Below are 20,085 nucleotides of genomic sequence, written 5' to 3' on the forward strand. Positions count from 1 at the left end.
GGGTAGATTTCATGTTGCATCGTTATCTTCCAATGACAGAAGAAGACAAAAAAGAAATGTTACAAACGATCGGTGTTCAAACGATCGATGAATTATTCTCTGATATTCCAGAGAGTGTTCGTTTTAAAGGGGATTTAAAAATTAAAGAAGCAAAATCAGAGCCAGAGCTTTTAAAAGAGCTATCTCAAATGGCTAGTAAAAATGCTAACTTAAAAGAATACGCTTCTTTCTTAGGAGCAGGCGTATACGATCATTACGCTCCAGTAATTGTAGATCATGTTATTTCTCGCTCAGAATTTTATACAGCTTACACACCATACCAACCAGAAATTTCACAAGGGGAATTACAAGCAATCTTTGAATTCCAAACAATGATTTGTGAATTAACAGGAATGGATGTAGCAAACTCTTCTATGTATGACGGGGGAACAGCTTTAGCTGAAGCGGCAATGTTAGCAGCTGGCCATACTCGCAAAAAGAAAATTCTTGTATCTAGTGCGGTTCATCCAGAATCAAGAGCAGTACTTGAAACGTATGCAAAAGGTCAAAATCTTGAAGTTGTTGAAATTAATCATAAAGATGGTGTAACAGATTTAGACGTATTACAAAGTGAAGTAGATGATACAGTTGCTTGTGTAATCGTTCAATATCCAAACTTCTTCGGACAAGTTGAAAAATTAGCTGATATTGAAAAAATCGTTCATCAACAAAAATCATTATTTATCGTTTCTTCAAATCCATTATCATTAGGCGCATTAACACCACCAGGGAAATTTGGTGCTGATATTGTAATCGGTGATGCACAACCATTCGGTATTCCAACGCAGTTTGGTGGACCGCACTGTGGTTACTTTGCAACAACGAAAGCATTTATGCGTAAAATTCCAGGACGTCTTGTTGGACAAACTGTAGATTCAGATGGTAAACGTGGATTTGTATTAACGTTACAAGCACGTGAACAGCATATTCGTCGTGATAAAGCGACATCTAACATTTGTTCAAACCAAGCGTTAAATGCATTAGCAGCTTCTGTTGCAATGACGGCACTTGGCAAACAAGGTGTGAAGGAAATGGCACGTCAAAACATTTCTAAAGCACAATATGCCAAACGTCAATTTGAAGCGAAAGGCTTCACAGTAACATTTTCTGGACCATTCTTCAATGAGTTTGTTGTAGATTGCAAACGTCCAGTGAAAGAAGTAAACGATGCATTATTACAAAAGAATATTATCGGCGGTTACGACCTAGGCCGTGATTATAAAGAGCATGAAAACCATATGCTTGTAGCAGCAACTGAGCTTCGAACAAAAGAGGAAATTGACACACTTGTAAACGAAATGGGGGCTATCCAATGAAGAACCAAGACCAAGCACTTATCTTTGAAGTGAGTAAAGAAGGACGCATAGGATATAGCCTACCAAAATTAGATGTAGAAGAAGTGAAACTAGAAGATGTATTTGAGAGCGATTATATTCGAGTAGAAGATGCGGAGCTACCAGAAGTATCTGAACTTGATATTATGCGCCATTATACAGCACTTTCAAACCGTAACCACGGTGTTGATTCTGGATTCTATCCACTTGGATCTTGTACGATGAAATATAATCCGAAAATTAATGAGAATGTAGCTCGTTTCGCAGGATTTGCAAATATTCATCCACTGCAAGATGAAAAGACAGTACAAGGTGCAATGGAATTAATGTACGACTTACAAGAGCATTTAATTGAAATTACAGGTATGGATACTGTTACATTACAACCAGCAGCTGGTGCACACGGAGAATGGACAGGGTTAATGTTAATTCGTGCATACCATGAAGCAAATGGTGATTTTAACCGTACGAAAGTAATTGTTCCTGACTCTGCTCACGGAACGAATCCAGCATCTGCAACTGTAGCTGGTTTTGAAACAATTACAGTAAAATCAAATGAACATGGTCTTGTTGACTTAGAAGATTTAAAACGTGTTGTAAACGAAGAAACAGCAGCACTTATGTTAACAAATCCTAATACATTAGGTCTATTCGAAGAAAATATTTTAGAAATGGCAGAAATCGTCCATAATGCAGGCGGTAAATTATACTATGATGGTGCAAACTTAAATGCGGTATTAAGCCAAGCACGCCCAGGAGATATGGGATTTGACGTTGTGCATTTAAACCTTCATAAAACATTTACAGGTCCTCACGGCGGTGGTGGCCCAGGTTCTGGTCCAGTAGGTGTGAAAGCTGATTTAATTCCGTACTTACCAAAACCGATTTTAGAGAAAACGGAAAATGGTTATCACTTCAACTACGACCGCCCAGAAGCAATTGGTCGTGTGAAACCATTCTATGGTAACTTCGGAATTAACGTTCGTGCATACACGTATATTCGCTCTATGGGTCCAGATGGCTTGCGTGCAGTAACTGAGTATGCTGTATTAAATGCGAACTATATGATGAGAAGATTAGCACCATTCTACGATCTTCCATTCGATAGACATTGTAAGCATGAATTTGTATTATCAGGTCGTCGTCAAAAGAAACTTGGTGTACGTACATTAGATATTGCAAAACGTCTGCTTGATTTCGGTTACCATCCACCAACAATTTACTTCCCATTAAATGTGGAAGAATGTATTATGATTGAGCCGACAGAAACAGAATCAAAAGAAACATTAGATGGTTTCATTGATAAGATGATTCAAATCGCTAAAGAAGTAGAAGAAAATCCAGAAGTTGTACAAGAAGCACCGCATACGACAGTCATTAAACGTTTAGACGAAACGATGGCTGCACGTAAACCAGTTTTACGTTATGAAAAGCCAGCTCCTGTACAAGTTTGATTAGAATAACAAAGGAAGAACTCGCTATATGCGAGTTCTTTTTTTGTATGGAGAATTTGTCCCGCATTAACGGACAGTAAACTCCCAACTCAAAACTTAGCTGGTGCAAAGAAGTCAGGTGGGAGATAAACTGTCCGTAAATGCCCGATTGGTTCAACTAATAATCAGTGGGGATGAACAAAAATTCCCACTGATTAAAGTTTCACTTTATGCAGAAATAGTGAAGAAAATGTTGAAAAATTATATTTTTTCTTTCCTAATGGTGTAAAGATGTAGTTTTATAGGTAGTTTTGTTGAAAAAGTCGGTTTGATAAAAGTATTTATTTTTGTTAGAATTTTATTGAAATTAAGAAGGTGTGATGAGGCAAAGATTACTCATTTTTATGTATATGTGAAAAAACGAGCAAGACGGGGGTGAAAGTGTGGGATATCGATGTTATAGAATGGTATACCATTTAGAAAATGGAGAAACAATTAAAGATGTAAAAGAATTTTGCTATCGAGACCAAGGAAAAGTGTTAGAAAGAGTAGCAAATCGTGTAATGGATAATAGAGAAGTGACGGCGATTGATAAACAAGGAACAATCATTTCAATAGCATGTGAGGATATTGTAAAGGTGGAACTTGATTACATAACAGAAAGTTAACCTTGAGTCATATCGAATTATTCGATAAAATAAACTGTTGAATGGTGAAGTGAGAAGAGAGGAGTTTATCATGGGTAGTACAAGACACTTTTATATGTTTATCTTAGCGTTTGTTCTTGTTGTGGCATTAACGGTTTACTTAATCGTTGACAGCAGCTGGTACAACACGGTTCATCCGGCATTCCTTCTGTTTATGTATATAGGAATTGCAGTAGTAAGTTTCGGAATGAGAGACGAGATGTTAGATCGCTTTGAAAAGTGATACATATACGAAAGACCAACAGGGCAATGTTGGTCTTTTTTTCTTGCCAAAAATAGGATGGTGTGTATATATTGTATATATAAGGTATATACAGTATATACACACTGGAGGAAAACATGAATATTATTATTTCGAATTCTTCCCAAGACCCTATTTATGTACAAATAAGAAAACAATTAAGCCAGCTTATTTTAAATGGTGGTTTAAAGGGTGGAGACCAATTACCGTCTATTCGTAGCTTAGCGAAGGAATTACAAATTAGTGTAATTACAACGAAGCGTGCGTACGAGGAGCTTGAAAAAGAAGGATATATAGAAACTGTTGCTGGGAAGGGGACTTATGTTTCACGTAAAAATAATGAACTACTAAAAGAACAAAGGCTTCGTCTATTGGAAAGTAAAGCGGAAGAGGTTGTAAATGAAAGTAAAGCGTTGCAGCTTTCACTTGAAGATTTACAGCAGATGATTGCGTGTTTATATGAGGGGGAATAAAGGGTGTTAGAGCTAAAAAACGTTTGTAAAAGTTATGAAGATTTCGCAGTGGAAAATATAAGTTTTACACTGCCACGCGGATATATTATGGGGTTTGTCGGACCGAATGGGGCCGGAAAAAGTACGACGATCAAAATGATTATGAATTTAATTAGAAAAGATAGCGGCTATATAAAAATTTTTGGCAAAGACAATAAGAAAGCCGGAAAGGACATAAAACAAAATATCGGCTTTGTATATGATGAAAATCATTATTACGAAGATTTAACGTGTGAACAAATGAAACGTATTATTGCACCGTTATATAAAAAGTGGGACGAAAATCAATACCAATCGTATATGCACAGATTACAAGTTCCAAAGTATAAAAAAATTAAAGAGCTATCTAAAGGGATGAAAATGAAGTTTGCGATTGCAATCGCGCTTTCACATCATGCTGAATTCATTATTATGGATGAACCGACAGCAGGATTAGATCCAGTTGTCCGAAGTGAATTACTTGATATGTTGCAAGAAATTGTAATGGAAGATGAAGTATCTGTATTATTCTCAACACACATTACAACAGACTTAGAGCGCATTGCAGATTATATTACGTTCATCAATGATGGAGAGATTATATTTACTGGTGAAAAAGATGAATTAATGGAGAACTACGTAATCGTAAAGGGAAGCAATGATTTATTAGATCAAGAAGGAAAAGAACTATTTGTTGGATTACGAAAAAATAAATTTGGTTTTGAAGGTTTAGCGAAGGATAAACAAGCAATTATCGATTGGTTTGGAAATGAGGTTGTAATAGAAAAGCCTACATTAGACGATATCATCGTTTACACTGCGAAAGGGAGAGGTGCCTATGCGTCAGCTCGTATATAAAGATTTGTTCTTTTTTCGGGTTATGTGGTTAGTGAATTTTGTTATGCCCCTTTTGTTCTTTATGTTAGATGCAAGTGGTGAATTGTTATTTCCAATGAGTTGTCTATTTATAACCTTTTCATCGGTTATGACGTTAACCGTTATGGATGAAAGAAATAAAAGTGACATTGTTATAAATAGTTTACCGGTAAGTCGAAAGGAAATCATAATTGCTAGATATATTTCCTGTGCAATATTCATTGTAGGTGGCATGATCTCTACGATGTTAGTTGTTTTTCTTATAAGAGGTATTGTGATTATTAGTGATATCGGTGTATATCATACTAATCTATACATTGAAATTCCATGGTATGAAGTCATAAATGGAGCTGTTTATGCCACATTTTTTGTTGTCACGTTTTTTCCTAGTTATTATGGTACAAAATCGAAGGTAGTAAGAAGTATAGTATCAGCAGCATCAATAGGAGTGGGTGTAATTCTTTGGATATTTATTAGTGATGGGCTGAATGAAACAACATCTTCATTCAGTGAGTGGATTATGAATCCAGTACATATTGGTGTATTTATAGTTGGAGGAATGATATTAGCTAGTGTCTATATCGCTTCTATGTTTCTTACAATTAAAATTTATGAAACGTGTGATTTATAGAGAGGAGAGTTCATATGCAACAGTTGATTTTGAAGGAGTTTTTCTTACAGAAGAAGATGTTTCCTTTCTATTTTTTAATACCCATTTTATCTATTTTTAAGAATTCCGTCGAACCAATGGGGATTGCAATAGGATTATTTATAACATGTAGTACGATTATATATATTTCTTTTTATTATGACGAGAAAAGTAAGGCAGAAAAAGTATTAGTGAGTTTGCCTATAACGAGAAAAGAGATAATTATAGCTAAATATATTTCAAGTACATTATTTATTATGGCTGGTTTGAGTGTAACTTTTATAGTCGTAATATTAGGAAATATTTTATTGAACAGAGATATAGTTATGCCTGGATATGCAATATTTTCAGCAATAGTAGCAACTTTGATTTATTGTGCAGTAACGATACCGACTAATTACATTGGGGGATATAAAGCTATTACTGTCTTGAATTTGATTATGCTTTTTCCTTTAATGGGTATGATTGGTCTTATGTGCAATATTTTTGGTGATAAAACAATTATGTTAAAAGTACTTCACTCTCAAGAGGCTACACAAGCAATGGGTGTTCTTGGTATCGGAGTGTTAGTAAGTATAGTCATATCAATGTTTCTCTCAATGAAAATGTTTCAGGAGGCAGAGTTATAGAAGGGACATTTTCATATTAGGAGGGGTAATACATGATCAAGCCACTAATTTTAAAAGATTTCATCATTCAATGGAAATTTTTAATTTGGTACATATTGTATCCTGTTTTCTTTTATATGGCCTTAACAGATACGGAAAATTTGTTCATCATTATGTCAGTAATTATTACAATTGGGGCAACAGTAAAAACATTTGAAGCAGATAGTAAAAATGAGAGTGAAGTTATAGTAAATAGTTTACCAATATTGAGAAAACAAATTGTGTATGCGAAATATATAGTAGCAATTATTATTCTTTTTATAAGTGTAACGGTCGGTTGTTTCACGATGGGAATGAAGAGCGGGGTTAACTTATTTGAATTTATTGAAACGACAATGGTTGCTAGTATTAGCTTTATTTTATTGTATTTAAGTTTTGTTTTACCAATATCCTTTTGGCTAGGGTATAAGAAAACCATTTTCATTACGATAGTAATATTCATGGCACCGATAGTTGTTTTAGAAGCTTTGTTTCAAATTAACTTAGAACAAATTCAACTATACAACAGCTTGTTATTCATTAGTTCAATGTGCATGTTCATAGCATCTATCTTTGTTTCAGTAAAAATATATGAAAAAAGAGAATTTTAAAAGGTGCCCTATAAAAGGCACCTTCTTCAATAACGACAATACGAGAGCAGTAGTTTATAAAAAGAAACGCTATTTGGCACATCTTTCGGAGTATGTAATATAAAGCTGAAAACGATAACGAGAATAAGAAAGAGGAAAAATAAAAATAGGATTTGCTTATGTATAGAATTTTGCATATTATTCACTCCTTTTTTAGGTAGTATGTCCAAAAGAAAGGAGTGTATGAAAAATTTTAGGAGGGGAGAATGATGGACAAAAGAAAATGTTTATATAGAATAGGGGTACTTTTCGTTTCAATCGGTCTCATATTAGCAAATTTTTATTCAGACATACCATCACCGTTTCCTAATTTGCATAAAGCAATTGGTATAAGTATTGTTATAATTGGTCTATTTTGTCTTATCACATCTAACTTCTACAGAAAGTCTGAATGAATATAAAAAAGGACAGTTATTCTTTTTCAGAAGTACTGTCCTTTTTTAATAACTTATTCCATAGTTTGGCGATACTCCATATAATGACGATTGCAATGGAGGCGATAATGGACCAAACAATCGATATAATTTCAAGTGTCATGTTAGGAAGGAATGTGAGAATGGATAATACTTTATGAAACAATGATTCTATTATATGAAAACTTATTTGTAATAGAATGACGATACCAAGTGTGATCCATGCTAATATTTTCTTTCCTTTTTCTTTCCACATGACATTCACCTCACGTTAGCTTAATAGTTTTAAGCCAACAGCGCCGCATAGAATGCAGCTTAAGAAAGCAAGACGACGCCAATCCGCTGATTCTCGGAAAATGAGAATGCCTAGAAGTGCACTTCCGGCAGTTCCGATTCCAGTCCAAATCGCGTAAGCAGTTCCCATCGGTAATGTGTTCATCGCAAGGGATAAGAAGAAGAAGCTTACACCGAAGTTAGCGATTAAGATAACTTTTGGTGCCCAGCCTTTCTTTTCAGTGGCTACTTTCATAAAGAGTACACCAATAATTTCACAAATACCAGCTAGAATTAAAAATACCCAAGCCATTTTATGCGGCCTCCTTCGCTTCTTTTTCTTCTGTTACTCGTTTTAAACCAATTACTCCGAAGAAGATTAAACCGATTAATAAAACTTTTACGATAGAGAAAGGTTCTCCGAAAACGAAAATCTCAGTAAGAACGATTCCACCAGCTCCAATACCTGTAAAGACTGCGTATACAGTGCCGACAGGTAAATCTTTATAAGCTCTAAATAATAAGACGAAACTAATTGTAATTAATAGAGCAACACCAGCCCATTGAAGTGGTGCTTCCGCGTGTTTTAATCCAATCACCCAAAAGATTTCAATAATACCAGCTAAGATTACATAAATCCATGCCATTTTTCATTTCTCCTTCCTACCAGTCGTTAGGTAAAGGGCTTAAAAACGACGCATTGCAAAGGAGCAATCCGTCAGTTTGAAAGGCCTCGCCAAAATACTTGCCAAGAGGCGTTTAAACGAGTCTCAAAGCGATTTAAACCTGCGAATAGTAGTTCAACCATAAGTCCGTCCAGTAAGCATAGAAAAGCTTCTAGAGCGTCTTTCACTTCAATGTTATGCAGTTCACTTTGCTCGTTTGCCTGTTTAAATATAGGGAATAAAAGTTTTCCGACGTTTTCAATGTGCGCATTCGCTTTTTCGATAATTTGTTCGCGAAATGCATCAGGCGGAAAATAAGAAGTTCGTAACCAAAACATTGATTCTTCACTTTCACCAAATCGTTTTGCGTAGCCCTTTAGTAATTGTAAGAGCAATTCTTCAGTAGACGAATTTGAAAATTTTTCGATATCTTCAGTGAAGCTTTGTAAATCTTTTTGAAGAGCGGATTCTAAGCATATAAAATATAGCTCTTCTTTTCCTTTAAAGTGTGCGTAAATCGATGGCTTTTTAATCCCAACTTCTTGAGCAATATTTGCTAATGAAGTTCCTTCGTAGCCGTAGCGTGCGAAATGAGAAAGTGCTACAGCTTTAATGCGGTTTGCTGTCATTTTCATCCCCTACCTACCGTTCGTTAGGTTCATTATATGAGATGGAAAATATAAAGTCAATAGGTGAAAAGCTGAAAAAGAGCGTTATAGGTAACGCTCTTTTTAGACAGTCTCTCGCTCAATTAAATGGAATGAAAGCTCTTTTGCACTGCCGACAATTTGCTCGCTTTGGATCTGCTTATGGAATAAAGAAAAAGCATGTGAGCCCATTGCGAGACCGGGATGTTCAATTGTGGAAATTTCTAATGCCTTTGAAATTTCATGATTATCAAACCCAAGGATAGCAAGGTCTTCAGGTACTCGAATGCCATGTTTTCGAGCCTCTGTTAATAAACCAGCTGCAACTTGATCGTTCGCTGTAAAAATAGCAGTTGGACGATTTTTCATGTTTACAATACGATGGAGTACTTGTGCACCATCCTGCATTGTATAGCATTGGTGGAAAATCCATTCAGGATGCAACGTTTTCCCTTCGTTACGAAGTGTATCGGCGAATGCTTTTTCGCGCTCCATGGAATTTACACTTGTTTTTCTTGCTAAACAAATTCCGATTTTTTCATGGCCTCTACTTAGTAAATAGGCAGTACCGAGACGGAAACCTTCATAATGATCTACGTAGATGGATGAAATGAGGGGATGCTTCATTTTTTCACATGAAATAATAGGGGCAAATTTTGCAAAAGGTTCGATTTGTTCCCAAGAGCTCGTTCGGGAGCAAATAATCATCCCATCAAATTGTTTCATTTTCATCATTTCAAGAACACGAATTTCTTCAATGCTATCGTAATTCGTTTGACATAAATTAATATGATACCCAGCTAATAACGCTTCGTTTCCGATTCCTTCAATAATCGTACTGAAGTAGGGGAGGTTAATGAAAGGAAGCATAACGCCAATTGTATATGTTTTCCCTTTTATTAAATGGACAGCATTTATATTTTTTGCGTAGTTTAATTCTTCAACAGCATCTAGAACACGCTTACGCTTTTCTTCTTTTACGTAAGGGTGATTATTCAGGACACGAGAAACAGTTGATATCGATACACCAGCAGTTTTAGCAATTTGTTTTATATTGGCCATATGTATCACCTCTTTCCCTTATTATAAAGGGAAAATAATAAGAAAGAAAAAATCTTGACCTGAAAAGCTTTTCACAAACTATGGTATTAATAAGACTTCTTTTTATTCGCGTAACCTTTTCACTTGGGCGTAAGAATAATAGGGGTCTTTTTTGTTTGCAAAAAGTGTTGTCAAAATGTGTGAGAATAACGTGGAAAGAGAAAGGCATTGAATATCGCCTGCTATATCGGAATGTAGAAGAGAACGATGAAAAGGTAATCAAGCAGAGTTTATTATACATTGTGAATAAGATGAAATGAAAAAACTAGCTGATTTATTCAGCTAGTTTTTTGTATGTTATTATTTCTTTTTAATTTTGCCTGTCCAAGATTTAAATCCACCTTGTAATTGGTAGAAATCTTTGTAGCCTTGTTTTTTTAAGTATTGCGCTGCACGACCTGTACGGAATCCGCTTTGGCAATATAAGTAAACAGGTTGATCTTGACGAAGTTCTTTATGGCGAAGGCGAATTTGTGATAACGGAATGTTACGTGCACCTAAAATATGCCCTGCGTTATATTCGTCTGCTTCACGAATATCGATAAGCTGTGCTTTACGGTAGCCAGCGCGAAATTCTTCTTCTGTAAGAGTTTTAATTAATTTTTTCTGATAGAAGTACATCCATACAGTGTAGCCGATAAATGCTACGATTACGGCTAATAAAATAATCCAAGTTGTTGACACGATTCTATCGCTCCCTTTTTTCTTATCCTACTTTCAATATTATAATGCCCATATGTATTTATGCAACAGATTCATTTGCATATAAGAAGAAATTTCTTATTCTTTCACAAATTTTGTCGAATTTGGTAGACTAGAGAATGTGAAAAATAATTGGTTATATGAGGTGCAGGATGGGAAAAGAAAAATGGTGTTATATTAACTCTGGTCAATGTTCACCGGCATTTAATATGGCGTTAGATGAATGTTTGTTAAATTGGCAAAGTGACAAGAAAATGCCACCAACAATTCGTTTTTATGAATGGGAAGTACCAACATTAACAGTTGGATATTTTCAACGTGTTGAAAAAGATATTAATATGGATGTAGTTAACGAAAAGAAATATGGATTCGTTCGTCGTCAAACAGGCGGCAGGGGGGTACTACATGACAAAGAGTTAACGTATAGTGTTATTGTGTCTGAAGATCATCCGAACATGCCGAAAACAGTTACAGAAGCGTATCGTGTTATTTCGCAAGGTTTATTAGATGGTTTTAAGGCATTAGGGTTAGAAGCCTATTATGCAGTTCCAAAAACAGAAGCAGATCGTGAAAATTTAAAAAATCCACGTTCAGGCGTATGTTTTGATGCACCATCTTGGTATGAAATTGTAGTGGAAGGACGAAAAATTGCTGGTAGTGCTCAAACACGTCAAAAAGGTGTTATTTTACAGCATGGATCGATTCCATTAGAAATTGATTTAGATGAACTATATGATCTATTTTTATTCCCAAATGAACGTGTGAAGGAACGTATGAAGAGTATGTTCTCTTCTAAAGCAGTAGCAATTAATGAATTAACAGACCGTACATTTACGATAGAACAGTTAATTAAAGCGTTTGAAGTTGGCTTTGAAGAAGGATTAGATATAGAACTTGTTCCATATGAATTAACAGAAGAACAGTTACATGAAGTTCAAACGTTAGCGAAAGAAAAGTATGAAAGTAATGAGTGGAACTATAAAAAATAAGAGATGGCAATTGCCATCTCTTATTTTTTATAGTAAATTAAGTACTTTTTCTACTTTGATTCCTTTATCTTGTAAAGAACGAAGGCGACTTACAACGTCCATAATTTCTTTGTCAAATGTAACGCTAATACCTTGGTTTTGTAGTTCTTCTTTTAAGCTTTCAATAGAATCATCTATGTCGATGCCAAGCTCGTAATCTTGACAAACTTCAATTGTCTTTTTCACGAGTTTAACATAATTTTCTTGTAGTTTTGAATTTGTTTCAGTCAAAGCAGGCTGCTTCGGTTTTGCAGGAGCAACCGGTGCTGTCTCTTGCTTTGTAACTGGAGTAGGGACTGCTTTTTTCACAGGCGCTGGAGTTGCTAGTTCTACAGCTGCTTCTACGCTTACTGGCTTCGGTGTCGGTACCGGAGTAGGCTTAGGTGCCATAGCAGGTGTTTCCACCCGCGTAACAGGCTTAGGAGCAGGTGTAATTGCTTTTGGAGCTTCTACAACTACTTCTTTTTTCGGTGCTGCTTCTACCCGTGTTTCTTCTTGCTCGGCAGCTTCTTTATTTTCTTTACTCCACATAACGCGTTCAATTTCTAGAGAAACATTGTTTTTGTTCATCGCTGTTAATGTAACTTTACCAACTTCAGCGTTTCCAGTGAAATCAACAATTTTATAAATAACACTCTTGTTCCAATCCACGTTTCCGCTCAAAAATAATTCTTCGTTACATTTCGGCGTTAAGCCCTCGATTTTAATTTCTGCGTTTACACCGTTTTCACTATATACCATAATTAGCGAAGCATTTACATCTTCGTCTGCTAACATTAGTTCACGTACCATTTTGCCGGTGCGTACTTGCGTTTTCTTCTTAACTGACATCTAATTTCTCCTCTCAAAAATTCAGTAATAATAAAAAAATCGTATAACGAAAAATAATTGCTCACGAAGATTTATGATACCGATAATAAAAGCATCACGTCAACAATTAACTTTAATTATTTTGCATTTTTCTTATTTTCTTTATGAAATTTTTCAATTTGTAAAATTAGACAGAAGAAAAAACAGCCTTTTGAAGGGCTGTTAAAAATTTGATTTTTTATATAGTAATTTATATAAAATAAAAAATAAGATAGCAATTAAAGCATTTTGCCAAAAGTTTAGATGATAAATGAGATAAGGTTGCTTTTGGAAATAAATATTTAAGAATACAGCGGAACAAAATGGAGTAGCAAATGCGAATCCAAATAGAATTCTTCTTTTCCAATTCATTTTCTGATTAAATGAGTAACGCTTTAATAAATATAAAATAAATAGTATACCTAGTATAATTATTGAAACAGACAAAGTAGTTCCAAGGATGCTAAAAGGCGGACTTGATAATGTATTGTTTTTTTCAAAGAGAAACATAAAAAATGAAATAATTGCATTTATGCCAAACTGTATAGCAAGAAGTAAGCTAACAACAAAACCGATTAAAGAAGTTTTTTCTAATTTTGTTTGGGCTGGTAAAGCTGATATAAGTTCATCGCAATAAGATTGTAAATCACTACCGAAAATGTCATAAGCGCTTTTATTTTCTGTTTGTGCTTCGATGAGGTGATCTAATATTTCTAGTAACAGTTCCTCCATTTGTTGCTCAGGTACGTTTGATATTCGAAGATATACTAACATATCGCCATAAGCAGCTTCGTTTTCGGAAGTTAGAAACTCACGTTTTTTATTATTCAATTCAATCATGTCTTGTGCATTCATCCCTATCACTCCCCCTGTAATAAGTTATTTACCGTAGTAGAAACCATTCCCCAACTTTGTTTAAATTCTTCAAGTTGTTCTAACCCTTTATCGGTTACGTGATAATATTTTCGCTTTGGACCGAGTGAGGAAGCTTTTAATGTTCCTTCGATCAATTTTTCTTTTTGCATACGTAATAATAAAGGGTAGATGCTTCCTTCGCTTACGAATGTAAAGCCATGTTTATTTAATTTTGTGCTCAGTTCATATCCGTACACTTCTTCTTGTGAAATGATGTATAGGATGCAACCTTCTAGTACACCTTTTAACATTTGGCTGTGCATGATTTCACCACCTTTTACTCAGGTAACTTGCGTTGCAAGGTAGCTGTTATCCAAATTATAACATCCAGTAACTTGCAATGCGAGTTACTGAAGTGGAAAACTTTAATGTGTTTTAATTTTTCCGCGTTCCTCATACTAACAAGAGGAGGGAAGCGTATGAAACCATTTATGCCAAAACTCGTTTACTTTGAACCGAAGGCACTTGAATATCCACTTGGAAAAGAGCTTTATGAGAAGTTTACGAAGATGGGATTAGAAATTCGTGAAACGACATCACATAATCAAATTAGAAATTTGCCAGGAGAAAATGATTTGCAAAAGTATCGTAATGCAAAGGCTACACTTGTTGTTGGAGTAAGGAAGACGCTAAAGTTTGATACGTCAAAACCGTCAGCTGAATATGCAATTCCGCTCGCAACAGGGTGTATGGGACATTGTCATTATTGCTATTTGCAAACGACACTTGGGAGTAAGCCTTACGTTCGTGTGTATGTCAATCTTGATGAAATATTTGAGAAGGCAAAGCAATATATGGATGAAAGGGCACCTGAAATAACAAGATTTGAAGCAGCGTGTACATCAGACATTGTTGGGATTGACCATTTAACACATGCATTAAAGCGGGCGATTGAATTCATTGGAGAAAGTGAACATGGGCGCTTACGTTTCGTAACGAAATATTCGCACGTTGATCATTTATTAGATGCAAAACATAATGGGAAAACTCGTTTCAGGTTTAGTATAAATTCACGATATGTAATTAAAAATTTTGAACCAGGGACATCGCCGTTTGAGGAGCGAATAGAGGCGGCGCGTAAAGTAGCAGGTGCAGGTTATCCACTTGGTTTTATAGTCGCGCCACTTTATATGCATGAAGGATGGGAAGAAGGATATCGTGAACTATTTGAGCGACTGTACAATGCGCTGAAAGATATGACGATACCAAATTTAACGTTTGAATTAATTCAGCATCGTTTTACGAAACCAGCGAAAAAGGTTATTCAAGAGCGTTATCCAAATACGAAGCTTGAAATGGATGAAGAGAAGCGAAAGTATAAATGGGGCCGATATGGCATCGGAAAATATGTATATAAAAAGGATGATGCAACAGTATTGGAAGAAACGATAAGAGGTTATATAAATGAGTTTTTCCCTAATGCCGAAATACAATATTTTACTTAAGGGGAGTCTGTATGCAAATACAGATTCTTTTTTGTTTTATATATTTAGGCTCGTTTCCACCTTGTCACGTTATTCTTTCTGGTGTATCATTTTATTGATTGCTTCGTACGGAATAAGCAAAATGAACTTGGATGGAGGAAACCGATGCCTACCCCTAGTATGGAAGATTATATTGAACAAATTTATTTGTTGATTGATGAAAAGGGTTATGCCCGCGTATCTGATATTGCTGAAGCGCTTAGTGTACATCCATCCTCTGTAACAAAAATGGTGCAAAAATTAGACAAAGATGAATATCTAATTTATGAAAAATATAGAGGGCTTGTATTAACAACAAAAGGTAAAAAAATCGGAGAACGTCTCGTATATCGTCATGATTTGCTAGAGCAATTTATGCGTATTATCGGTGTGGATGAAGGTAAAATTTACAATGATGTAGAAGGAATTGAACATCATTTAAGTTGGGAAGCGATTGATCGCATTGGTGATTTAGTGCAATACTTTGAACAAGATGCAGTCCGAGTGGAAACACTTCGCGGTGTTCAAAGAGCAAATGAAGAGAAAAGTAATTAAGGGGAACGTATGGCGTTTCCTTTTTTATTTCAATTCGAAAAGGATGGGAGAATTATGAAAGCAATTATTTTTGATTTTGATGGATTAATTGTGGACACAGAAACGATATGGTTTCACTCTTTCAGAGATGCTGTTCGTGAATACGGCGGGGAACTACCTTTAGAGGAATTTGCGAAATGCATTGGAACAACAGATGAGGTACTTTATGCATATTTAAATGATCAATTAAAAGAGAATTTTAACAAAAGTGCATTAAAAGAAAAAGTGGCAACTTTACATAAAGAGAAAATGAAAATACCAAAAGCTCGTGACGGGGTAAAAGAATATTTAGAAGAAGCGAAAGAAATGGGATTAAAAATCGCACTAGCTTCTAGTTCGTCTAGAGAATGGGTTATTCATTTTTTAGAAGAACTACAAATTCGAGAATATTTTGAAGTAATTAAAACGAGAGAAGATGTTGAGAAGGTAAAACCAGATCCAGCTCTTTATCGAGTTGCAATAGAAGAATTAGGAATTAAGCCGTCTGAAGCTGTTGTATTTGAAGATTCATTAAATGGATTGAGAGCAGCAGTTGCAGCGGGATTAACGTGCATTGTGGTACCCAATGATGTGACGCGGAATTTACCATTTGAAAATCATCATCTTCGAATTGAAAGTATGAAAGAGAAAAGTTTAAAAGAAGTGCTTCAAAGTATAAAAAAAGACCGTACTTCCTAAAAGGAAGCACGGTCTTTCTTTTTGCTTTTTTTGCCTTCAATGACAGTTAAATGAGACTGTTTTCTTTTTCGTTTCAAAGTGGAAGAATTCCCTTTTTTAATTTTGTCATTAGAAGTATTTGACTTAAAGAAAGAATTGCCTAGGGGTGCTACATTTTGTTTCCCATGTTTGCGGTTCGATTGTTTTGCCGCACGCTTATATGAGCTTTGCGAATTTGCAGAACCACTGGAATTTGTAAACATCTTGTATAGCAAGTAAAAGATACCGACAACAAGTAACATGTACCCGATATTTCTTAATACACCCATGGGATTTGTAATAACAGATGAAACAAGGCCGAATATTGCCAATCCGATAATAAGCACAAATATAGCGAAAGTAAACGAACGACCGTTCATAAGGGACACCTCCTAAAAACGTATATTAAAATTAGTATATTAACGATGAGGAAAGGAGTTGAACACCATTTTTAAATAATTATTGTTTGTTCTCTAAACGTAATAATTCTTCAAACGATGCAATTGCTACTTCCACTTGGTCATCTGTTGGTTCTTTCGTTGTTAATAGTTGTAGCCATAACCCAGGATATCCAAGTACGCGTAATACGGGAATATCTCTTAATCGATTTGTAAATTGCAATACTTCAAAAGAAATACCAAGTACAACTGGAATTAATAAAATTCGGTTTATAACTCGTGCCCAAAGAGGGTCTGTAGGGACTAGGAAATAAACGAACATTCCAATAATGACTGTAAATATAATAAAGCTACTGCCGCATCTATAATGGAGACGAGTTTGCTTTTGAACGTTTTCTACAGTCAGAGGAAGGTTATTCTCGTAAGCATTGATTACCTTATGCTCTGCACCGTGATACTGAAATACCCGCTTAATAAGTGGGGTTAAAGAAATAAAGTATATATAGCTCAATAATAGCATGAGCTTAATGACACTTTCGACAATGATTTGCCCAGTATGAGATGGGAAAATCGGTCTCGTTAATTCAGCTAATAGTGCAGGAACTGCTGTGAAAATGACTTTACCGAATATAAAAGATAAAACGCCAACAGCTGCAACTCCTAATACCATCGTTAATTTTGATTGTTCTTCTTTTTTATTTGCAATTTGTTCATCATCTTCTGGGTGGACGTCAAATCGTTCTGAAGCGAAGTTTAAATGCTTTGCTCCATTCGCACTTGCATCCACAATAGCGGCAATCCCTCGTAAAAATGGAATTTTTTTTAGGGTAGATAGTACTTTATTACGAACGCGTGGTAATCGATAAAATTCAATCGATTTATCTTTACGACGAACCGCTGTAACAGTATATTCTCTACCGCCAAACATAACTCCTTCTATGACCGCTTGCCCGCCATATATTTGTTTTGACTCTTCTGCCATGTTAACACCAACCTGTATTTGTTTCTCTCTTATGTAGAAAAAGAGGCAATTGTCATACTGGGTTCTGTCGTTTTGAAATAAGACAATCACCGAGTTTCCTTTATTTTATCGGCAAATACAAGTAGATGACAAGTGAAAATGTTATGAGAGTCGGACATTTCTTATTCTTTTTATAGACAAATTTCGCAGTATTTAAACATGCTTCAAAATAGTTTCGGGCATACTATTGAGCGGAGGTGTTGATGTGAGTCAAGAACAATTAGGAACAAGGAATTTTGTGCAGATTGGTTTGTTTGGTGGAATCTTTTGGGGCGGAATATGGTATTTCCTTCATATATTTTCATTCACGGAGGCGGGACCAAATTATTTCCTTTTACCATTTGCGTTTGGAAGTTGGAAAGAGGGTGTATGGGGCAATGTGTCCGGAATAGTGTGTATGGGACTTCTTTCAATTTTGATTGCCTTTTTGTATAAAGCATTTTTTGCGAAGTTTGAAGGGATTATAGCGGGAATTATTTATGGGCTATTTTGGTGGGCACTACTGTTTTTGGGGATGGGTTTAATGGCTCCTGCTATTAAAAGTGCACTCCATTTACCGAAAGAAACAATTGTGACGACCATATGCATTTTTATATTGTATGGTGTGTTTATAGCCTACTCTGTTTCTTACGCAGTAAATACCAATAAGGCCGAGCGAGAAGGGGAAGAGAAGACAAACTATTCAAATAAGTAACTCCTATGTTAAAATGTTGTATAGACATTTAATAATAAGGAGTTTTAAGCATATGAAAAAGGTACTCCTCGTAAACGGTCCTAACCTAAATCGCCTTGGTGTTCGTGAGGTAAATGTATATGGAAAGGGCACGCTAGCGACACTTGAAGCAGATATGAAGCAAGAAGCAGAAACAATGGGAGTGGAGTTAGAATGTTTCCAATCGAATCATGAAGGTGCGATTATCGATCGTATTCATGAGGCGGAAGATATATATGAAGGGATCATTTTAAATCCTGGAGCATTTACACATTATAGCTATGCGATTCGAGATGCAATTGCGAGCATTTCGATTCCTGTTATTGAAGTACATATTTCTAACATTCACCAGCGTGAGTCGTTCCGTCATGAATCTGTGACGGCAGCTGTTTGTGCGGGACAAATTGTTGGATTTGGTTTTTATGGCTATAAGTTAGCGTTATTTGCATTAATGGAGAAATTGAGGGAGGCATAAAGTAATGGAGAAAATCGAAAGATTACGAAGTGCATTTGATGAGGCTGGTATTGACGGTATTTTGTTAACAAATGAACATAGTCGTAGATATATGGCTAACTTCACAGGAACAGCTGGTGTTGTTCTTATTTCAAAAGATCGTGCTCAATTTATTACAGATTTCCGTTATGTCGAGCAGGCAAGTAAACAAGCGGTTGGATATGAGATTGTGCAGCACGCAGGATTGATCATTGATGAAGTGGCAAAGCAAGTGAAAGAGCTTGGAATTCAAAAGCTTGGTTTTGAGCAAGATACTCTTACATATAGTTCTTATTCAGTGCATAAGGAAGCGATTGATGCTGAATTTATCCCGACTTCTGGCCTTGTAGAAAAGTTACGCTTGATAAAGACTGATTCAGAGATTAAGATATTAAAGGAAGCTGCACAGATTGCAGATGCTGCCTTTGAGCATATTCTATCATTCATTCGCCCGGGAGTATCTGAAATTGAAGTGTCAAATGAACTTGAATTTTTCATGAGAAAACAAGGAGCAACATCTTCTTCGTTTGATATTATCGTTGCTTCAGGTCTTCGTTCGGCATTACCGCACGGCGTGGCATCTGAAAAAGTGATAGAAACAGGAGATTTCGTTACATTAGACTTCGGCGCTTATTATAAAGGATATTGTTCTGATATTACTCGTACGATTGCAGTTGGTGAACCATCTGATAAATTGAAAGAAATTTATAATATCGTTTTAGAAGCACAACTACGTGGTGTGAACGGTATTAAAGCTGGTTTAACAGGCCGTGAAGCGGATGCGTTAACGCGCGATTACATAACGGAAAAAGGATACGGTGAATACTTCGGACACTCTACTGGCCATGGAATCGGTCTTGAAATCCATGAAGCACCAGGTTTAGCGTTCCGTTCTGATACAGTTCTTGAACCAGGTATGGCTGTAACAGTAGAACCAGGTATTTATATTCCAGGTATTGGCGGCGTACGTATTGAAGATGATATCATTGTAACAAGTGAAGGTAATGAAGTAATTACGAAATCACCAAAAGAACTTATTATTTTGTAA

General features: G+C 35.7%; 28 protein-coding genes and 1 pseudogene. 18 read left to right on the plus strand and 11 right to left on the minus strand.

Annotated elements, in window-relative coordinates; genetic code table 11:
• Positions 1 to 11 precede the first annotated feature (11 nt).
• The 10 genes from gcvPA (at position 12) to ACTFRH_RS15465 (ending at position 7,462) form a co-directional block, all read left to right on the plus strand.
• Positions 12 to 1,355 (plus strand): aminomethyl-transferring glycine dehydrogenase subunit 1, encoded by a 1,344-nt coding sequence (gene gcvPA, locus ACTFRH_RS15420; RefSeq protein ID WP_000903241.1) that lies wholly within the window; start codon positions 12 to 14, stop codon positions 1,353 to 1,355.
• On the plus strand, positions 1,352 to 2,827 hold the full coding sequence (gene gcvPB, locus ACTFRH_RS15425) for an aminomethyl-transferring glycine dehydrogenase subunit 2 (RefSeq protein ID WP_000795690.1): 1,476 nt from the start codon (positions 1,352 to 1,354) through the stop codon (positions 2,825 to 2,827). The genes gcvPA and gcvPB overlap by 4 nt, the downstream gene beginning before the upstream one ends.
• A 443-nt stretch (positions 2,828 to 3,270) precedes the next feature.
• Positions 3,271 to 3,474, plus strand: coding sequence for a DUF3929 family protein (locus ACTFRH_RS15430; RefSeq protein ID WP_000262496.1), 204 nt, complete (start codon positions 3,271 to 3,273; stop codon positions 3,472 to 3,474).
• Positions 3,475 to 3,544: 70 nt separating this feature from the next.
• On the plus strand, positions 3,545 to 3,736 hold the full coding sequence (locus tag ACTFRH_RS15435; RefSeq protein WP_000535936.1) for a hypothetical protein: 192 nt from the start codon (positions 3,545 to 3,547) through the stop codon (positions 3,734 to 3,736).
• A 116-nt stretch (positions 3,737 to 3,852) separates the two neighbouring features.
• Positions 3,853 to 4,227: a GntR family transcriptional regulator gene (locus ACTFRH_RS15440; protein ID WP_001021358.1), complete on the plus strand. Its 375-nt coding sequence runs from the start codon at positions 3,853 to 3,855 to the stop codon at positions 4,225 to 4,227.
• A 3-nt stretch (positions 4,228 to 4,230) separates the two neighbouring features.
• Positions 4,231 to 5,103 carry an ABC transporter ATP-binding protein gene (locus ACTFRH_RS15445; protein ID WP_000891284.1) on the plus strand — a complete coding sequence of 291 codons (873 nt, stop codon included), beginning with the start codon at positions 4,231 to 4,233 and terminating at the stop codon, positions 5,101 to 5,103.
• Positions 5,084 to 5,752 carry an ABC-2 transporter permease gene (locus ACTFRH_RS15450; RefSeq protein ID WP_001249561.1) on the plus strand — a complete coding sequence of 223 codons (669 nt, stop codon included), beginning with the start codon at positions 5,084 to 5,086 and terminating at the stop codon, positions 5,750 to 5,752. The genes ACTFRH_RS15445 and ACTFRH_RS15450 overlap by 20 nt, the downstream gene beginning before the upstream one ends.
• Before the next feature lie 14 nt (positions 5,753 to 5,766).
• A complete protein-coding gene (locus ACTFRH_RS15455) occupies positions 5,767 to 6,399 on the plus strand; it encodes an ABC-2 transporter permease (protein WP_001186559.1) in 633 nt (210 codons plus the stop codon).
• Positions 6,400 to 6,434: 35 nt separating this feature from the next.
• Positions 6,435 to 7,028, plus strand: coding sequence for an ABC-2 transporter permease (locus tag ACTFRH_RS15460; RefSeq protein WP_074593489.1), 594 nt, complete (start codon positions 6,435 to 6,437; stop codon positions 7,026 to 7,028).
• A gap of 245 nt (positions 7,029 to 7,273) precedes the next feature.
• Positions 7,274 to 7,462 carry a hypothetical protein gene (locus tag ACTFRH_RS15465; RefSeq protein ID WP_002164179.1) on the plus strand — a complete coding sequence of 63 codons (189 nt, stop codon included), beginning with the start codon at positions 7,274 to 7,276 and terminating at the stop codon, positions 7,460 to 7,462.
• A gap of 16 nt (positions 7,463 to 7,478) precedes the next feature.
• On the opposite strand, the gene ACTFRH_RS15470 is transcribed toward ACTFRH_RS15465, so the two are convergent.
• From ACTFRH_RS15470 to ACTFRH_RS15490, 5 genes are all read right to left on the minus strand, one after another.
• Complete coding sequence (locus ACTFRH_RS15470; RefSeq protein ID WP_000265370.1) at positions 7,479 to 7,736, minus strand: DUF3975 family protein; 258 nt, start codon at positions 7,734 to 7,736, stop codon at positions 7,479 to 7,481.
• Positions 7,737 to 7,751: 15 nt separating this feature from the next.
• Positions 7,752 to 8,066, minus strand: a complete 315-nt coding sequence (locus tag ACTFRH_RS15475; protein ID WP_000312623.1) for a DMT family transporter — start codon at positions 8,064 to 8,066, stop codon at positions 7,752 to 7,754.
• A gap of 1 nt (position 8,067) precedes the next feature.
• Positions 8,068 to 8,400 carry a DMT family transporter gene (locus ACTFRH_RS15480; RefSeq protein WP_000312354.1) on the minus strand — a complete coding sequence of 111 codons (333 nt, stop codon included), beginning with the start codon at positions 8,398 to 8,400 and terminating at the stop codon, positions 8,068 to 8,070.
• A 71-nt stretch (positions 8,401 to 8,471) separates the two neighbouring features.
• Positions 8,472 to 9,053 (minus strand): TetR/AcrR family transcriptional regulator, encoded by a 582-nt coding sequence (locus ACTFRH_RS15485; protein WP_002164178.1) that lies wholly within the window; start codon positions 9,051 to 9,053, stop codon positions 8,472 to 8,474.
• Between the two features lie 96 nt (positions 9,054 to 9,149).
• Positions 9,150 to 10,127, minus strand: a complete 978-nt coding sequence (locus ACTFRH_RS15490) for a LacI family DNA-binding transcriptional regulator (RefSeq protein ID WP_001273977.1) — start codon at positions 10,125 to 10,127, stop codon at positions 9,150 to 9,152.
• 185 nt (positions 10,128 to 10,312) lie between these two features.
• On the opposite strand from ACTFRH_RS15490, the pseudogene ACTFRH_RS15495 reads away from it, so the two are divergent.
• Positions 10,313 to 10,426 (plus strand): annotated as a pseudogene (locus tag ACTFRH_RS15495) (DNA polymerase III subunit delta); the annotation flags it as partial.
• A gap of 40 nt (positions 10,427 to 10,466) precedes the next feature.
• Here the strand turns inward: ACTFRH_RS15495 and ACTFRH_RS15500 are convergent.
• A complete protein-coding gene (locus ACTFRH_RS15500) occupies positions 10,467 to 10,850 on the minus strand; it encodes a rhodanese-like domain-containing protein (protein ID WP_000108653.1) in 384 nt (127 codons plus the stop codon).
• Between the two features lie 170 nt (positions 10,851 to 11,020).
• On the opposite strand from ACTFRH_RS15500, the gene ACTFRH_RS15505 reads away from it, so the two are divergent.
• The gene (locus ACTFRH_RS15505; protein ID WP_000514065.1) at positions 11,021 to 11,857 is read left to right on the plus strand and encodes a lipoate--protein ligase family protein; all 837 of its coding nucleotides are present in this window, start codon (positions 11,021 to 11,023) and stop codon (positions 11,855 to 11,857) included.
• Positions 11,858 to 11,884: 27 nt separating this feature from the next.
• Here the strand turns inward: ACTFRH_RS15505 and ACTFRH_RS15510 are convergent, their stop codons facing one another.
• The 3 genes from ACTFRH_RS15510 to ACTFRH_RS15520 form a co-directional block, all read right to left on the minus strand.
• The gene (locus tag ACTFRH_RS15510; RefSeq protein ID WP_000111903.1) at positions 11,885 to 12,727 is read right to left on the minus strand and encodes a hypothetical protein; all 843 of its coding nucleotides are present in this window, start codon (positions 12,725 to 12,727) and stop codon (positions 11,885 to 11,887) included.
• 201 nt (positions 12,728 to 12,928) lie between these two features.
• Entirely contained in the window at positions 12,929 to 13,600 is a 672-nt protein-coding gene (locus tag ACTFRH_RS15515) for a DUF1129 family protein (RefSeq protein WP_000993575.1), read from the minus strand.
• A gap of 5 nt (positions 13,601 to 13,605) precedes the next feature.
• Positions 13,606 to 13,923 (minus strand): PadR family transcriptional regulator, encoded by a 318-nt coding sequence (locus ACTFRH_RS15520; protein WP_000556083.1) that lies wholly within the window; start codon positions 13,921 to 13,923, stop codon positions 13,606 to 13,608.
• A gap of 156 nt (positions 13,924 to 14,079) precedes the next feature.
• Here ACTFRH_RS15520 and splB point away from each other — a divergent pair, with 156 nt between their 5' ends.
• The 3 genes from splB (at position 14,080) to ACTFRH_RS15535 (ending at position 16,395) form a co-directional block, all read left to right on the plus strand.
• Positions 14,080 to 15,105, plus strand: a complete 1,026-nt coding sequence (gene splB / locus ACTFRH_RS15525; protein WP_000802101.1) for a spore photoproduct lyase — start codon at positions 14,080 to 14,082, stop codon at positions 15,103 to 15,105.
• 144 nt (positions 15,106 to 15,249) lie between these two features.
• Entirely contained in the window at positions 15,250 to 15,678 is a 429-nt protein-coding gene (gene mntR, locus ACTFRH_RS15530) for a transcriptional regulator MntR (protein WP_001143082.1), read from the plus strand.
• Positions 15,679 to 15,732: 54 nt separating this feature from the next.
• Positions 15,733 to 16,395, plus strand: coding sequence for an HAD family hydrolase (locus ACTFRH_RS15535; RefSeq protein WP_033673105.1), 663 nt, complete (start codon positions 15,733 to 15,735; stop codon positions 16,393 to 16,395).
• On the opposite strand, the gene ACTFRH_RS15540 is transcribed toward ACTFRH_RS15535, so the two are convergent.
• Complete coding sequence (locus tag ACTFRH_RS15540) at positions 16,392 to 16,793, minus strand: SA1362 family protein (protein WP_001014460.1); 402 nt, start codon at positions 16,791 to 16,793, stop codon at positions 16,392 to 16,394. The genes ACTFRH_RS15535 and ACTFRH_RS15540 overlap by 4 nt on opposite strands.
• Before the next feature lie 79 nt (positions 16,794 to 16,872).
• Positions 16,873 to 17,793 carry a DUF1385 domain-containing protein gene (locus ACTFRH_RS15545; protein WP_000807121.1) on the minus strand — a complete coding sequence of 307 codons (921 nt, stop codon included), beginning with the start codon at positions 17,791 to 17,793 and terminating at the stop codon, positions 16,873 to 16,875.
• A gap of 244 nt (positions 17,794 to 18,037) precedes the next feature.
• Here ACTFRH_RS15545 and ACTFRH_RS15550 point away from each other — a divergent pair, with 244 nt between their 5' ends.
• The 3 genes from ACTFRH_RS15550 to pepQ are packed head-to-tail and all read left to right on the plus strand — an operon-like array spanning position 18,038 to position 20,085.
• Complete coding sequence (locus ACTFRH_RS15550; RefSeq protein ID WP_000076884.1) at positions 18,038 to 18,526, plus strand: YqhR family membrane protein; 489 nt, start codon at positions 18,038 to 18,040, stop codon at positions 18,524 to 18,526.
• 52 nt (positions 18,527 to 18,578) lie between these two features.
• Positions 18,579 to 19,019 (plus strand): type II 3-dehydroquinate dehydratase, encoded by a 441-nt coding sequence (gene aroQ, locus ACTFRH_RS15555; RefSeq protein ID WP_000757087.1) that lies wholly within the window; start codon positions 18,579 to 18,581, stop codon positions 19,017 to 19,019.
• Between the two features lie 4 nt (positions 19,020 to 19,023).
• Entirely contained in the window at positions 19,024 to 20,085 is a 1,062-nt protein-coding gene (gene pepQ / locus ACTFRH_RS15560) for a Xaa-Pro dipeptidase (protein ID WP_000411038.1), read from the plus strand.

The sequence above is a fragment of the Bacillus cereus group sp. MYBK216-1 genome, from assembly GCF_051916495.1.
Taxonomy (GTDB): Bacteria; Bacillota; Bacilli; order Bacillales; family Bacillaceae_G; genus Bacillus_A; species Bacillus_A thuringiensis_K.